At 58.7% G+C, this 15,008-nt stretch carries 12 protein-coding genes; 8 read left to right on the top strand and 4 right to left on the bottom strand.

The window, feature by feature from the left end:
- The first annotated feature begins 12 nt into the window (after positions 1 to 12).
- Together C446_RS00275 and C446_RS00280 are read left to right on the top strand one after the other, a co-directional pair.
- Complete coding sequence (locus C446_RS00275; RefSeq protein WP_006671030.1) at positions 13 to 2,508, top strand: hypothetical protein; 2,496 nt, start codon at positions 13 to 15, stop codon at positions 2,506 to 2,508.
- A gap of 153 nt (positions 2,509 to 2,661) precedes the next feature.
- Positions 2,662 to 3,648 (top strand): GDP-mannose 4,6-dehydratase, encoded by a 987-nt coding sequence (locus tag C446_RS00280; RefSeq protein ID WP_006671031.1) that lies wholly within the window; start codon positions 2,662 to 2,664, stop codon positions 3,646 to 3,648.
- A gap of 7 nt (positions 3,649 to 3,655) precedes the next feature.
- Here the strand turns inward: C446_RS00280 and C446_RS00285 are convergent, their stop codons facing one another.
- Positions 3,656 to 4,507 (bottom strand): phosphatase PAP2 family protein, encoded by an 852-nt coding sequence (locus C446_RS00285; protein WP_006671032.1) that lies wholly within the window; start codon positions 4,505 to 4,507, stop codon positions 3,656 to 3,658.
- 173 nt (positions 4,508 to 4,680) lie between these two features.
- On the opposite strand from C446_RS00285, the gene C446_RS00290 reads away from it, so the two are divergent.
- Complete coding sequence (locus C446_RS00290) at positions 4,681 to 6,120, top strand: sugar transferase (RefSeq protein ID WP_006671033.1); 1,440 nt, start codon at positions 4,681 to 4,683, stop codon at positions 6,118 to 6,120.
- 93 nt (positions 6,121 to 6,213) lie between these two features.
- Here C446_RS00290 and C446_RS00295 read toward each other — a convergent pair whose 3' ends face one another.
- On the bottom strand, positions 6,214 to 6,621 hold the full coding sequence (locus tag C446_RS00295) for a PIN domain-containing protein (protein ID WP_006671034.1): 408 nt from the start codon (positions 6,619 to 6,621) through the stop codon (positions 6,214 to 6,216).
- Positions 6,618 to 6,848, bottom strand: a complete 231-nt coding sequence (locus C446_RS00300; protein ID WP_006671035.1) for an antitoxin VapB family protein — start codon at positions 6,846 to 6,848, stop codon at positions 6,618 to 6,620. The genes C446_RS00295 and C446_RS00300 overlap by 4 nt, the downstream gene beginning before the upstream one ends.
- Positions 6,849 to 7,127: 279 nt before the next feature.
- Between C446_RS00300 and C446_RS00305 the strand changes: the two genes are divergently transcribed.
- Positions 7,128 to 8,258, top strand: coding sequence for a glycosyltransferase family 4 protein (locus C446_RS00305; protein WP_006671036.1), 1,131 nt, complete (start codon positions 7,128 to 7,130; stop codon positions 8,256 to 8,258).
- Positions 8,259 to 8,441: 183 nt separating this feature from the next.
- On the opposite strand, the gene C446_RS00310 is transcribed toward C446_RS00305, so the two are convergent.
- The gene (locus C446_RS00310) at positions 8,442 to 9,671 is read right to left on the bottom strand and encodes a hypothetical protein (protein ID WP_006671037.1); all 1,230 of its coding nucleotides are present in this window, start codon (positions 9,669 to 9,671) and stop codon (positions 8,442 to 8,444) included.
- Positions 9,672 to 9,790: 119 nt separating this feature from the next.
- On the opposite strand from C446_RS00310, the gene C446_RS00315 reads away from it, so the two are divergent.
- The 4 genes from C446_RS00315 (at position 9,791) to C446_RS17710 (ending at position 14,845) form a co-directional block, all read left to right on the top strand.
- The gene (locus tag C446_RS00315; RefSeq protein ID WP_006671038.1) at positions 9,791 to 10,903 is read left to right on the top strand and encodes a glycosyltransferase; all 1,113 of its coding nucleotides are present in this window, start codon (positions 9,791 to 9,793) and stop codon (positions 10,901 to 10,903) included.
- Positions 10,904 to 10,909: 6 nt separating this feature from the next.
- Entirely contained in the window at positions 10,910 to 12,610 is a 1,701-nt protein-coding gene (locus C446_RS18335) for an asparagine synthetase B family protein (RefSeq protein WP_152419325.1), read from the top strand.
- A 137-nt stretch (positions 12,611 to 12,747) separates the two neighbouring features.
- Positions 12,748 to 13,950, top strand: a complete 1,203-nt coding sequence (locus C446_RS00330; RefSeq protein WP_152419326.1) for a phenylacetate--CoA ligase family protein — start codon at positions 12,748 to 12,750, stop codon at positions 13,948 to 13,950.
- Between the two features lie 100 nt (positions 13,951 to 14,050).
- Positions 14,051 to 14,845: a glycosyltransferase gene (locus C446_RS17710; RefSeq protein ID WP_083861033.1), complete on the top strand. Its 795-nt coding sequence runs from the start codon at positions 14,051 to 14,053 to the stop codon at positions 14,843 to 14,845.
- Positions 14,846 to 15,008 lie beyond the last annotated feature (163 nt).

A 15,008-nucleotide genomic window follows, 5' to 3' on the forward strand; every position in this document is an offset into this window, starting at 1 on the left:
AGGTACTGTACAATGGCCGACGACCGGGAACCGGAACGGGACCCCGCTGCCGTCGCCGACGCCGCGGCCGCCTTCCGCGACGACGCCGACGACCGCGACGACGGCGAGGCGGTCCTCGAGACCCTTCTCGAGGTCGACGACGAGTACGAGACCTGGACCTTCGACGAGCTACCGCTCGATTCGGGCACGTTCGGAGAACTCGTCTCGCGGGATATCGTGGCGAAAACCGACGGCGAGTATCGAGTCGCCAGTCGCGACGGCGTCCGTGCCACACTCGAGGGTCGGGAGATCGCTGACGAAAGCGGAGAGAGCGAGGACGAGCCGCTGCCGGTCCCGTTCTCGAGTCCGATCGCGTTCGATCCGCGGGCGGCCGGAGCACTGGTGGGGGCACTCGCGTTCCTGGTCGCGATGCGACTGCTGAACGTCCGGTCGGTGTTTCGTGACGGGTTGGTCGTCTCGCCGGGGAACGACCCCTACTACTACCGATACTGGATGGAGGAACTGCTGGCAGCATCGAACGGGCTCACGGATTGGTCCATCCTCACCGACATGCCCGACGGGGCCGCAGGGACGCGGCCGTTGACCCACGCCGCGAACTGGTGGTTTGCGGAACTGCTCGGCGGCGATCAGTGGGCCGCGGACGTAGTCGCCGCGGGACTGCCCGTCGTCGCGACGCTCGCACTCGGCGTCGTCGTCTACTGGCTCGCCGTCGTCGTCACCGACGATGTCCGCGTCGGCGTCGCGTCGGTGGTCCTGCTTGCACTCGCGCCCGTTCACGCCGTGTACTCGGGCGTGGGTTTTCTCGAGCACCGACTCCACCAGTACTTCTGGCTCGGCGTGACGTTACTGACGCTGGCCTGGCTCGGCGTCGATGTCCAGCGCCGGCACGGACGGGAACGGGAGCAGACGGGTGCCCGAACGGCCGTTCGAGAACACCTAGCGTGTCCGTGGGCATGGGTCGCCGGGCTCGTGTTAGGGATCGCGCTGACGCTGTCGGCGTTCGCCTGGGGTGGCTCGGTACTGATGTTCGTACCCGTCGCGGGATACGTCGCCCTGAAGGCTGCGATCGACGTTCGGGACGGGCTGTCACCTGCGTTAGCGAACGCGCCGCTGGTGGCCGGGCTCGTGGTGAGTGCGGTGCTGTCCGCGTTCTTGCATTTCCGCTGGGGCTGGCACGAGACGTTCACCGGCGTGATCCCGGCGGTCGTCGTCGTCGGGGCACTGGCCGTCGTCGCACTCGGAGAGTGCTGGCGGCAACTCGAGTGGCCCGTCGGCGGCTTCGTTGGCGTCACGGCCGTGCTTGCTGGTTTCGGACTCTTGGCTTTCCGATCGGTACGTCCCGGGGACTGGGAGCGGCTCTGGGGGCGAGCGGACGACCTGTTTTTCCGGGATCACATGGGGGCGACCGAGACCGGCTCGTTGTTCGCGACGGAGAACTCCATTATCTTCGAGCCGATGGCACAACTCGGGCTCAACTTCTATCTCGCGCTGGCAGTGCTGGTCTGGGCCTGTTGGCTCGTCTACCAGCGCTACGAGCCGGGCTGGCTGGTGCTTGCAGTTTCGACGACCTTCTGGCTCGTGCTCGCGGCGTTCCAGGTCCGGTTTGCGGCACAGCTTGCGGTTCCGCTGTCCGTGCTCGGCGGCATGGGGCTCGTGTACCTGCTGGCGTGGGTCGATCTGGCCCGCGTACCGAAACGGTTCCGCGAGTCCGAAACCGACGAGACGGGACGGTCCAGGCTTCGGGAACGGAAGACCGCGGCCGACGGCGGCGAACGCGAGCCAAGCGTCGTCGTTTCACGCGACTGGCGACAGCTCGTGATGTTGTTCTGGATCGCGTTGCTAATCTGCGGGATGAGCCTGATATTCGTGCCGTCGCTCAGCGCACAGACGGCCTACAGCGACGCACAGGTCGACGCGACACTCGCGATCGACGAGCACGCGATGGACGCCGATCGCGAGTACCCCGAGGACTTCGTGCTAAGTCAGTGGGGCGACAGCCGGATGCACAACTACTTCGTCAACGGAGAGGCCGAGAGATACAGTTACGCGCAGAGTACGTTCGACGACTTTGTAACGGATACCGATCCCGACAGCTGGCACGACGAGTTCGACGATCAGGTTGGTTACGTCGTCATCACTGGGGACCGAGGTGAAGCCCCACCGGAAACCTCGCTGGCGCACCTTCACGACAACCTCGGTACCGGCGACTCCGATCGTGAGCCACTCGAGCATTATCAGGCGCTTTACGTCGACGACGAGGCGACCGCATTCGCCGTCGTGCCCGGCGCGAACGTGACTGCCGAGCTCGAGCCAGGGGAGACGGTGACAGTGGCAACGGAACAGGAGGTGTCCGGTGAAACACTCGTCTACGAACGGGTCGAGACGGCAGACGAGGACGGCTCGCTTGAGGTTCGAGTGCCGTATGCAGGCGAGTACAGCGTTGGCGATGAGACGGTCGAGGTTTCGGAAGAAGCCGTCGAGAACGGGGGGACGGTCGCACCCGACTGACGCTGCTTTTCGTCGAGATTGGATTGCTTTCTCGTCAGAGTCGTGGGAACCGCTGCAGCTCATTCGAGCCGTCTACCGGTCTCTGGCCGCTTCGATCGGGCCTCCGAACCCGAGTCACACTACTTTTGACGGTGGCTAGTGGAGTTGACACCAATGCAGATTCTCGTCACTGGCGGTGCCGGATTCATCGGCGGCCACCTCGCCGAGCACTTCGCTGGCGACGGCCACGACGTGGTCGTGCTCGACAATTTCGAACCGTACTACGACCGCGGGATCAAGGAGCGAAACGTCGAGGTCGGACGGGACGCCGCCGAGGCGGCTGGCGGTTCCTACGAGCTGGTCGAGGGATCGATCACCGACGAGGAGCGCGTAGACCAACTGGTTGCAAAGACGGACGTCGTCTACCACCAGGCCGCACAGGCCGGCGTTCGAAAGAGCGTCGAACAGCCCGCGAAGGTCAACGAGTACAACGTCGATGGGACGATGACGTTACTCGAGGCGGCGCGTCGCCACGACGTCGAGCGCGCGGTGATCGCGTCGTCCTCCTCGGTCTACGGCAAGCCCGAGTACCTCCCGTACGACGAAGCTCACCCCACGACGCCGGTCTCGCCGTACGGCGTCTCGAAGTTAGCGTCCGAGCAGTACGCTCGCGTGTACAACGAAGTGTACGGATTGCCGACCGTTGCGCTGCGGTATTTTACGGTATACGGACCACGTATGCGGCCGAACATGGCGATGACGAACTTCGTCTCGCGCTGTCTGCACGGCGAGCCGCCGGTGATCTACGGTGACGGAACGCAGACGCGTGACTTCACGTACGTCGACGACGTGAAACGGGTCAATGCGCAGCTCCTGGAGGACGACAGCGCGGACGGCGAGGTCCTGAACGTCGGCTCGACGGACAACATCGACATCAAGACGCTCGCCGAAGTGGTGCGGGACGAGATCGATCCATCGCTCGAACTCGAGTACACCGATCCTCGAGAGGGCGACGCCGAACACACCCACGCCGACATCTCGAAGGCAAACGAGCTGCTGGGGTACGAGCCGACGGTCGACATTCGCGAGGGCGTCTCGAAATTCATCGACTGGTACCGGGAGAACCAGCAGTGGTACGATCCGCTCGTGAGAAACTCCTGAAATCTCGCTATTTTTCGAGGACGCCGTGTGTTTGTCGGAGTGGGACGGCGAGTGCGAACCCCATCGCAAGGGCGTAGGTTACGAGTTCGAGGCCCCGGGGGAGCCCCCAGCTGGTCGAGACGAGTCGGCCACCGAGCAGCAGTGGAATGACGACGCTCAGAGGGAGGAGGAATCCCCTGGATTGAGGGAATGGAGTATGGGGAACACTCGAGCGACCGTACCAGACGGCAGTCGTTCCGAGTGCCGCGCCGAGGGTAGCCGGCATGAACGCCCCGGACGGTAGTGCGACAGCGACGAGTGCGAGGGCAGTCGCTGCTGGGAAAAGGTGGCCCGGATCGAGAGCGGGACGGCTGGCGATCACGGCAATGGTGAGGCCGAGCACCGCACCGGCGACGACATCACCGACGTAGTGCACGCCGAGGACGAGCCGCGAGAGGGCGACCAATGTGATCACGCCAGCGCCGAGGGCATGTCGGTGAGTGGGGGTTCTCCAGTCAGCAGTGATCGCCAGCCCACCGTAAACCGCCGCGGCCCCAAGCGTATGGCCGCTGGGGAAGCTGTATCCGCCGTAGTCGTCGGGGGCGAACGCGAGGTGGGTGACGGGACGCTCGAGGAGGATCGTCCCTTTTAGACAGGCCGTGAGCCCGAACGCGACGAGCGCGATACCGAGGACTCGAGCGCCCCGGTCACGGTCCGCGTGGTACCAGAAGAACCCCGTTGCGATCACGAGCAGGACAGCCGGATCGCCGAGGTGGGTCGCGGCTTCGATGGCGGGTCGGAACGGAGCCGGGACGGCCGTCCGGACCGTTTCGGTGGCCCCCGGTTCGAATACCCACGCGGCGATCGTCGGGGCGTTCATCGACTCGAGTTGGCGGCCCGGTACTGATAAGAGCGCTGGAGCCGTCGCCCAGTGCTGTCGAGGGTCAGACGAGCCGAACTGTACTGCTCGAATTACAGTTCATATTCCAGGCATCAATCCTCAATATAAAATATGGAATATACTATACCGCTCGTGGGTGTGTCATCGGACGAATGTTTACGGGCTGGCGATACCGGCTCGCGAGCGTCCTCGGCGTGGTCGTACTGACCGTCGGTGCAGTGCTCGTCGCGAACCACGGACTGTCCCAGCGGTTGTTTACCACGTACGTTCCGGTGTTCGCCCGGCTCGAGGTGACCGTGTTGTCCGGGCGGGCGCTCTCCCTGGCGCTCGCGTTGAGCGTGGCTGTGGTCGTCGGGAGTTTGGTCCCACTGTACAAGCCACAGCCGCGGCGCGTGCTCGACACCGTCTTCGTGGTCCAGAAGCGGGTGCTGGTGGCCGCGCTCGCGCTGGCGACGCTGGGCTATTTCAACTACTCGTACCGGTTGCCCCGGGCGACGCTGGTGATGACGTTTGGGCTCCTGGCGATCACGGTGCCGGCCTGGTTCGTCTGGATTCGGCGGCGGCCGACCGACGGGTCGGAGCGCGTGCTCGTCGTCGGTGACGACCTCGAGCAGATTGCGGCGATCTCGCCGTCGATCGATGCGTCCGTCCTCGGATACCTCTGTCCGTCCGTCGTCGGTGTCCGGGACGAACTGGCGTCGCTCGAGCCGGCTACCGATGGCGGTATCTCCGTTGGCTCGGGTGATGCCAGCGTCACGCGCTCGCAACTCGAGTCACTGGATCGGATCGGCGGCTTATCTCGGATGGAGGACGCGATACTCGAGTTCGACATCGATACCGTCGTGCTCGCGTTTCGCCACGCCGATCGCGCGGAATTCTTCGGAGCCCTGGACGCGTGTCACGAACACGGCGTCGACGCGAACGTCCACCGGAAGTACGCCGACAGCGTGTTGGTCACGGGGGGTGGGCTCGGGGAGCTAGTGACCGTAGACATCGAGCCGTGGGACCCGCTCGATCACCTCGGGAAGCGACTGTTCGATGTCGTGTTTGCGGGCGTCGGCGTCGTGGCGTTCGCGCCAGTCATGGGCGCGATTGCGGTCGCGATCAAGATGGAGAGTCCGGGACCCGTACTGTACAGCCAGGACCGAACTGCGGGGTTCGGTGAGACGTTTTCGGTGTACAAGTTCCGGACGATGATTCCCGAAGGGGCGTCGGCCACACCGTCTGACGAGGAGGAAAACGAGCGGATCACGCGTGTTGGACGGGTGTTACGGCGAACCCATCTAGACGAGTTACCGCAACTGTGGTCTATTTTGGTTGGGGAGATGAGCGTCGTGGGCCCTCGAGCTGTGTGGACCGAAGAAGAGGTACTGCTGGAGGGCGATGCGCCTGCGTGGCGCAAACGGTGGTTCGTGAAACCCGGGTTGACTGGATTGGCCCAGGTCAACGGCGTTACTAGTACTGCACCCCGGGAGAAGTTGCGCTACGACCTCGAGTACATTCGGCGACAGTCGTTCTGGTTCGATCTGAAGATCGTGGTTCGGCAGATATGGGGCGTGCTCGAGGACGTGTGGGGAACGGTTCGTCAGTAGGGGCGAACTCGACTCTCGTCGTTTCTCGAGCGTTTCGGTGTGGGTCTCGAGGCGATCGAGGAAGAGACGGCTCACGTCACGACAGTAATCACACTACCGATAGCTTTCGTGGGTAACGCCGGGGATATTCCCGAAGTGGCCGTCTCCAGCCAGGACCGGTTCATCCCGTTCCAGGGCAGTTGCTGCAATTGCGGCGTCGCCTTTCCCGATACCCGGCCTGTCTCCGTTGTCCGTAGTGGCCATTCGCTCTCCGAGCAATCGTCCCGCGCGCCGTGAGATGCTCGGCGTCATCTCCACCACCGGGTAGGAACCGAGAACGGCTTCGACTTGCTGTCGCTCCTCCAGAATATTTGCCACCTTTCCGACGCCAACGAAGAGTTCGAGAACTGTCATCGACGGGATGACCAGGGGGATGCTCTCCGCCTCGAGTTCTCGTTCTTTCTGGACGGCCGGTTCGATGTCGTCGATGACATCCAGCACGAAGCTCGTATCGACGATCATTCGAACCGCTCCGCGACCTCACGGACTTCATCGCGGTCCGTCTGATCAGCAGCATCGATGGCCTCGCGCATCTCGCTCACCTGCTCGTCGTCGAAGACATCGCGGAGATCGCGAAGTGACTGCCCACCGATGAGCCGATCGACGGCATCGCTGAACGACTCGTCGTCACGTTTATTCGCCTTGATGCGTTCGTAGACGTCGTCCTCGAGACGGATCTGCCGTGACATTCTTGTTGACAGCGTTGACGCTCTACGTGAATCAAGGTTGGGTGTGGTAGTACCCCTCGGTATTTCTGGGTCGCACTCGAGGAACTGACGAAGCGAACGACGACGGTGACGGAACTTCTGACGGATACTCGGGCCCGGGACATCTGTAGTGGCGATACCAGTGGGGACTTCGTGCTGTGTCTCGAGTGATGGTGTGAGTCGGCCTCGAGTGCGTTCGGCGTTCTATCGCGTTGACGTGAATCGAACGACATATCCGCGTGCCTGAAAACCGGTACGGTAATGCGGATTCTACGGGTCGCACAGAAGGTCTATCCGGACGTGAAAGGCGGGGGGCCGTACCACGTCCACGCGATGTCGCGAGATCAGGCGGCGATGGGACACGACGTGACCGTGGTGACGGTGCGGCAGGACGACTCGTTGCCACACGTCGAAGGACGGGACGGGTACACCGTGGTGCGGTACGATCCCGCGGTGAATTTGCTCGGGAACGACATCAGTCCCGGCATCGCGCAGTATCTGGCTGACGCGAAAGACTTCGACGTAATGCATGCCCACTCGCATCTGTACTTCTCGACGAATTTGGCCGCGTTGAAGCGGTTCCTTGGCGATATTCCGCTGGCGATCACGAACCACGGACTGTACTCCCAGAACGCCCCCGAGTGGGTCTTCGATCTGTACTTGCGGTCGCTCGGTCGGTGGACGTTCGATCAGGCCGACGTGGTGTTCTGTTATACTGAGACTGATAAGGAGCGGGTTCGAGAGTTCGGGGTCTCGAGTCGAATCGAAGTCGTTCCAAACGGGATCGATACGGAGCGGTTCTCGCCCGAGGGTCCCGAGAGCGATCTCGTGGACGCGGACGGTCCTGTCGTGTTGTTCGTCGGACGATTAGTGGAGGGGAAACGGCCTCGGGACGCGATAGCGGCGCTCGAGCGAGTTCGCGGCGAGTGTCCGGAGGCTACCCTTTATTTCTGTGGAGATGGCCCACTCCGATCCGACCTCGAGGACGAGGTCATCCGGCGCGGCCTCGAGGATGCCATCGAGTTCGTCGGTCACGTTCCCTACGAGGACGTGCCGACGATCTACCGCAGCGCGGACGTCCTCGTCCTCCCCAGTCGGGCTGAAGGGCTTCCACGAACCGTCCTCGAGTCGATGGCGTCTGCGACTCCTGTCGTCGTCAGTGATCTGCCACAGGTGGCACCGATTGCGACGGAGGGAGGTGAAGCAGTTTCCGTAGGGGCAGTCGACGAGTTCGCGAACGAAATCGGTCGACTCATTCGGGATCGTCACACCCGCCGGGAGCTCGGCGAACATGGTCGTGATGTCGTCGGCAGCACTCACGATTGGCAAGACACCGTCGATCGGACGACTGCAGCATTGACCGAACTACCGACCGGAACTTCTAAGAAATAACTGCAGCAGATACTACCTATGGGCTCGAAGGAAACGGACGTTCTCGAAAATTCACTCTTCTATCAGCTACTGGTTCGGTTCCGTCGTGCCGCCGAGCACAGCCTCGTTGCTCGTCTCTTCGGAAACTCGAAAGTACTCGTCGCTGGGGTGTGCATGCTCTTGCTGGTAAGTCTCGTTCGACTCTTACTCTCCGGACTGCACGTGACGGTCAAATTCCTGAGCTTTGCATTGCTCGTTGTCGTTTTGCTTGCTCTCGTCTGGCCATACACCAAGCCACTCACGGACGGCTAGCTCCCACCGCTGAATCACCGGCGCGGCGAAGACGACTAGCATGAACACGAAGGGGATTCTGTGGCGGACGTTCGTGCCGAAATTCGAGTTGATGAGTCCGTACCCAGTGATTCCGCCGAGATAGACGACGAGCAACACCACGAGTACGACCTCGTTCGTCTCACAGCTGTAGAGGGAACGGACCGCAGCGATGGCGAACACGACGATGTAGAGACTCGAGACGAATCCCAAGAGATGAAAGACCGTTTCGACGTGGAGAGGGAACGGGGCAAACTGGAAATAGAGAGCGCGTCCGGGCGCTGTGACGAGTACGTCGAGCCAGGACGAGTACTGCATTCCCTCGAGGTAGGCGGCCCCGCCGCTGGCCCGGTACGAGAGCTCCGCGTTGATCCGCTCGAACGAATACATGAACTCGGCAAAAAGCACGAACCCGATCGCACCGAGCCCCCCAATGACTGCGATCAACGAGTGAAAGCCCGTCTCGATGTCGAGTAGCTCGTAGCCGAGGAATACTCCACCAGCAACCAGCCCGAGGAGAAGCACCATCGCTAACTCCGGTCGCAGCAGGTAGATCGTGGCGAGAAACGGGAGGAGGGGTATTGCCATCCACACGTCACGTTTCGTGAGTGCGTGTACGATCACCGCGAGTGCACAAAACGTCACGAATACCGACAGCGCGTCTCTCATCGGAATCGTAAGGAAGAGAAACGGGAGGGGCAAGAACAGAACGATCGCGGTGACGCCGCTCGTGCTCACCAGTTGCTCACCGTATAGCTCCTTTGCAAGATACACGGCTGGTATCGGAACCAGCACCGCGAACAAACTATTCACCACTGACACGACAGTCGTATCGACCCCGAATATCGCGTACAAGAGGCCCTGAAACGTCCCGAAAGCGGTGACAGTTGTAGACGCCGTCGAGAACTCCCCGTCGATCAACTCCGTGCCGACGGTATGAAAGTTCCTGATGTCCCACCCGTACGGGACGAACGGTAGAACGAGGTACGCGAGAACAACGTGCCCGAGCAACGCAACGAGGCCCGCATAGAAATAGAAGTCGTCGAGGTCCAGTATGCGACTGCATACGACGAAAAGGAAAAGAACGACAGCTACTGTAAGCACACCTTTTCGATACGGATCTGGGATATATAGATTTCCTGTTTCAGTACCCGAGTGACGGACACGTGATGCGGTCTTTCGATACTTTGAACAATATCCGTACAGTAGCCTTCGCAACCTCAATGGGTGGGTCACGGACGGACATCTGGTATCTCATCGGTACTCTCTCGGTCGGTGGTGCGGAACGGACCCTCGTCGATCTAGCGAACGGACTCGACCCCGACCGGTTCGACGTTACGATCTGGACGATCCTGGAACCCGGGCCACTGGCTGGCGACGTTCACGAACACGTCACGGTACGGTCGCTTGGGGCGGCGAATAAAGCGGACCTGCGCGCACCGCTACGATTCGTCTCGGCACTTCGGCGGCACCAACCCGATATTCTCCAGTCGTTTCTCTTCTACGACAACACCCTGGCGACGATTGCCGGACTCGCGTGTTCTCAGACGACGGTCATCACGGGTGTCCGTGCTGTGCCGAACGATCCGAGTATCCCTCGGAGTCTCGTCCGCCGTGTCACGTGCCGGCTCGCAGACCACATCGTTTCGAACTCGGAAGCCGGTATCGACTTCATTCTCGAGCACGGTGCCGATCCAGGTTCCGTCTCGGTCGTTCACAACGGTCGCGATCTCGAGGCGTATCGAAACGGCGAAGCGACGCCCGAACTGCGGGAGTCTCTCGAGATACCGCCGGACGCTCCTGTGGTCGGGACCGTCGGCCGGCTGATCGAGCGGAAAGGGCACTACGATTTGCTCGAGGCGTGGCCGCTAGTATTAGATGACCACCCGGACGCCCAGTTAGTAATCGTCGGTGACGGTCCGGAGCGAGACGGACTCGAAGCGCGGGCTCGAGAGCTCGGCGTGTGGGATTCGGTTCATTTGCCCGGGACTCGGGATGACGTTCCCGCGTTGCTCGATTTGATGGACGTGTTCGCGTTTCCATCACATTTCGAGGGATTGCCCGGGGCGCTACTCGAGGCGATGGCTGCGGGGTTGCCGATCGTGGCGACGCCGGTCGATGGGAACAGCGAACTACTCGACGACGAGCAGTCCGGCCTTTTCGTTCCAGTTCAAGCTCCAGATGCACTAGCAAGTGCGATCTGTCGACTGCTCTCTCAAGAGTCGTTTGCAACTTCGATTAGCGACGAAGCGACACACGTTGCCACTACCGATTTTTCACTTGAGCGGATGGTTGGGGATTTCACGACAGTTTATGAGGAGCGTCCGACATACTGAGTACCAATGAATTACAGCGTTTCTCTAACGAACGACCGTAAGTGGATTGCAGACGATGAAACGTTGGTTCGAGGAAGGGGGTTCATAAACGGCGAATTCCACACTACAGAGGATCTACTAACAGTATATACGAACACTGCCTCTCGAGAGGAGTTGAAATCCCTCCTCACGGATACGAACGGATTTTTTGCGATCATTCGGAAGTTGGAGAACGAACTACTACTAGCCACAGATCAAATCCGGAGTATACCACTTTTTTACGCAAATACGGAAGACGGGTTGGCTGTCGGAACTGATAGTCATCAGATTGCTACGCAAGTAGACTGTACTGACTATGCTCCGTTGTACGAAGCCGAATATTCACTCACAGGATACGTCGCTGGCTCGGATACGCTCTGTGAGCACGTCCACCAGGTACAAGCTGGTGAAGTCGTATCTCTTCGAGATGAACCCACCGACTGGATTACCCGCGATCGTCACTACCAGTACCGTCATACGAGTACTTCTGATGGGTCACGTGACACGCTCCTGACCGAGCTAGACACTGTAACGAAAGCAGCGTTCGACCGACTCGTTTCGTATGCCGACGGGAGACCGATCGTCGTAAATATGAGTGCTGGGTACGATTCCCGGCTCCTCGTTTCGATGCTCACTCGTCTCGGCTATGACGACGTGATCGCTTTCACCTACGAGTATTCGGGAGACGAACGAGAATACTGTAGAGAAATCGCCGATACGCTTGGCATTCAGTGGGAGTACGTCAGTCAGACACATCAAGAGTGGGACGAGTGGTATCGTTCCGACGAGCGAAAAGCAATCGATAGGGCCGCAGGAATCATAGACGCCGTTCCAACGATTGGCCCCGCTGTTGCGATGAAGAAACTCCACGAGCAAGGACGGGTCCCCGAAGATGCGATATTCGTCACAGGCGATTCAGCCAGCACAACAGGCGACCATATTCCACCCAAAATAATGCAAGCGGAATGTGGTTCCCGAGAACTACTGGCTTCGTCGATAGTCTCTGGCCACTACGAGTTTTGGGAGATGAGTTCCGCTCTCCGGTCTACGTTCGAGGACCGTGTGTGTGACGTGGTCGGCATCGATCAGTATCGGACTCGTGAAGACGTCGCAGATGCGTTCGAGTTCTGGGACTGGCAGGAGCGACAGGCAAAACACATCCTTCGGACCTATCTCTACGACTACTGGGACTACGACTTCTGGTATCCGCTCTGGGACCGCGAGTTCATGGATTTCTGGACGACCGTCCCGCTCGAGCACCGATTCGAACGGTCACTGTTCGAGCGATACGTACGATCGGTGTATGCAGACGCAGCCGGCCTATCGATGGACGAAGTTCAGGAGACGTTCCACGAACGGAGTCCCTGGGTGTCGCGGATCGAAAAGGCACTTTCGGGCACACCGCTGAAAGATCCGGTTGAGCAGTTGTATCGACACCACATCTCGCCTAGGGAGTACGACGACAACCCGATCTGGGGAATAATGGACCGAGATCAGTTCGACCGACTACAATCGGGACGGCAAGTGATTCACGCATTTCGTGTGCTGGAGTTACTCGGACGGATGTCTTTTTCACCACCGACCGATGGATACATTTCTCGAGACCGTGAGGTTACGACCGAAACGGTCGGCCGATCGCGTCCGCCGTCAGCACTTATGCCAACCGACGAAGATACAGAGCAAGCATGATCGGACGGTCGCTCCTGGCACAGGCTGCTTTTCGGGTCGCCCGTCCCGAGGCACTCGAAAAATCACAGCGAGTCCGCGAACTCAGCACGCTGTCACGCTCCGAACTCGAGGAGTTTCAGCGGCAACGTTTAGCGACCTTGCTCGAACACGCTGCGGAAACGGTTCCGTACTACGCCGAAGTGCTGAGAGAAGCGGGCGTCGTTGAGGGGAGAGACATCCACCTAGATCGGTTCTCTGAACTGCCGCTCCTCACCAAAGCAGTGCTCCGAGAGCAGGGGGACCGACTCGAGTCGTCCGATCCTGGGGACGGCGTCTATACGAACACCTCTGGTGGAACGACGGGTGAGCCGGTCGAGTTCTTGCAGGACAGTACGTACCTCGCGTGGGCGAAAGGGAATCAACACCTCTACCATCGCTTTGCTGGCCGCGAGCTGGGCGAGCCCTGGGTCAAACTCTGGGGAGATGCCAGCGATATCAGTGGCGAAGACGAGAGTTTGAAAGACCAACTCACGGATCGCGTGTTGAATCGGCACGTATTGAACAGTTATCGTATGGGCGAATCGGATATGCGCGAGCACGTCGCGGCGATCAACGATATTCAACCAGCCGACATCGAGGCCTACGCCGAGTCGATACACGAGCTCTCGAAGTTCGTTCTCGAGGAAGATCTCGAGGTCCACTCCCCGAACGGCATCCTCTCGACGGCTGGGACGCTCACGGAGCCGATGCGCGATGTGATCGAGGATGCGTTCGAGACGACCGTGCTGGACAAGTATGGGTCTCGAGAGGTCGGCACGGTCGCGTGTGAGTGTCCGGAACAGGAGGGGTTGCACGTGTTCAGCCACACGCATTACGTGGAGATCGTCGACGACGAGGGACAGCCGGTTGCACCAGGGGAAGAAGGAAAGCTCGCGATCACTCCGCTGACGAACTACACGATGCCGTTGATTCGGTACGAGATCGGTGATATGGCTGTTACGGCGGCGTCGGACTGCTCTTGTGAGTTGCCGTTTCCGGTGATTGAGTCCGTGACGGGCCGGGTGACCGACCACTTCGTAACGACGGACGGTGAGTTGGTGTACCCTGGATATCTTCGGAAGCTATTGTATCACGAACCCTGGGTGGAAAAGTACCAGATCCAGCAGACTGCGGCGAATCGAGTGGTGTATCGTATCGTAGTTAGTGGCAGTGAACCACCGCAGGAGACCACTGACACTATTGTGGCAAAAACGCGATCACTACTAGGCGACGATACGATAGTAGATTTTGAGTATGTGGATCAAATTGGAGCATCTATGTCGGGAAAGTTCCGTTACACGCTTTCTGATGTAGTAGAGTGAATATTGATCCTTTATGACATGTCTGCTCTAGAAGAGCCATCACTTAACAATAAAAACCTTAGTGAATCCAATAGACCCATTACATTAGGAAAGTGAGCCCATGACTATGTCCAACGTTGTATCTGTAATAATACCGTATTGTGAAGAGTTCACTCCTAGATTAATGCTAGAAGATGCAATAGAATCCGTTGAAAAACAATCTGTCCCAACCGAAATACATGTTATCGAGGACCCTGAGAAGCGGGGTCCATCTTGGGCTAGAAATAAAGGAATGCAACAGGCAAACACAAGATATATCGCATTTTTAGATGCTGATGATTTATGGCAACCGAATAAATTAGAAGAGCAGTTAACGGCGATGGAAAATACGGGTGCAGGATTGTCTGTAGAAGGAAATCCCGAAGACTCCAACACTTTTATTACAAACAGGATAAATGAGTCAATATCTTGCCCAACCTCGTCAGTTACTATAGACACCAATAAGGTTGATGTACAGTTCAGAACAGAACTAGAAAGGTTTGAGGATCATCTTTTTATGATTGAAGCAGCACTGCAATCTGATGTTTGTCTTTGTCCAGATATTGTTACGGTTAGGAAGCATGATGAGAGTCTTTCTAATGATGGAGATCACAAACTTTGGTATCAAGAGCGATTGAAACTGGCAAAAATAATTGAGACTGAGTATCCCAATATCTCAGGTCTATCAGATAGTATATATAGTAGGGCTTACTATTCGAAGTCACGCCACCACCAGATACGTGAGGAATTTCCGGAGGCCCTAGAATACGCCAGAAAATCAATTAAACATCAAATATGGTGGAAACCCGTTGCAGTAATTGGACTTTCAAAATTAGGTAAGTACAAACAATCAATATCTAATATAGTGAATAGCTGATGCTAAACATATTAGATAACCGTCCTGATGACCTCTCCCACAGTAATATTATGAAATATGAGTTGATGATCGAACAGAACTTATATTGGTCTTAATGAGACCTTGACCTGGGTTAACAGAAATCTAGTGCTGGTCTACAGCAAATTAGTATCGAAATTATTAC

The organism is Halobiforma nitratireducens JCM 10879 (assembly GCF_000337895.1).
GTDB classification, from domain to species: domain Archaea; phylum Halobacteriota; class Halobacteria; order Halobacteriales; family Natrialbaceae; genus Natronobacterium; species Natronobacterium nitratireducens.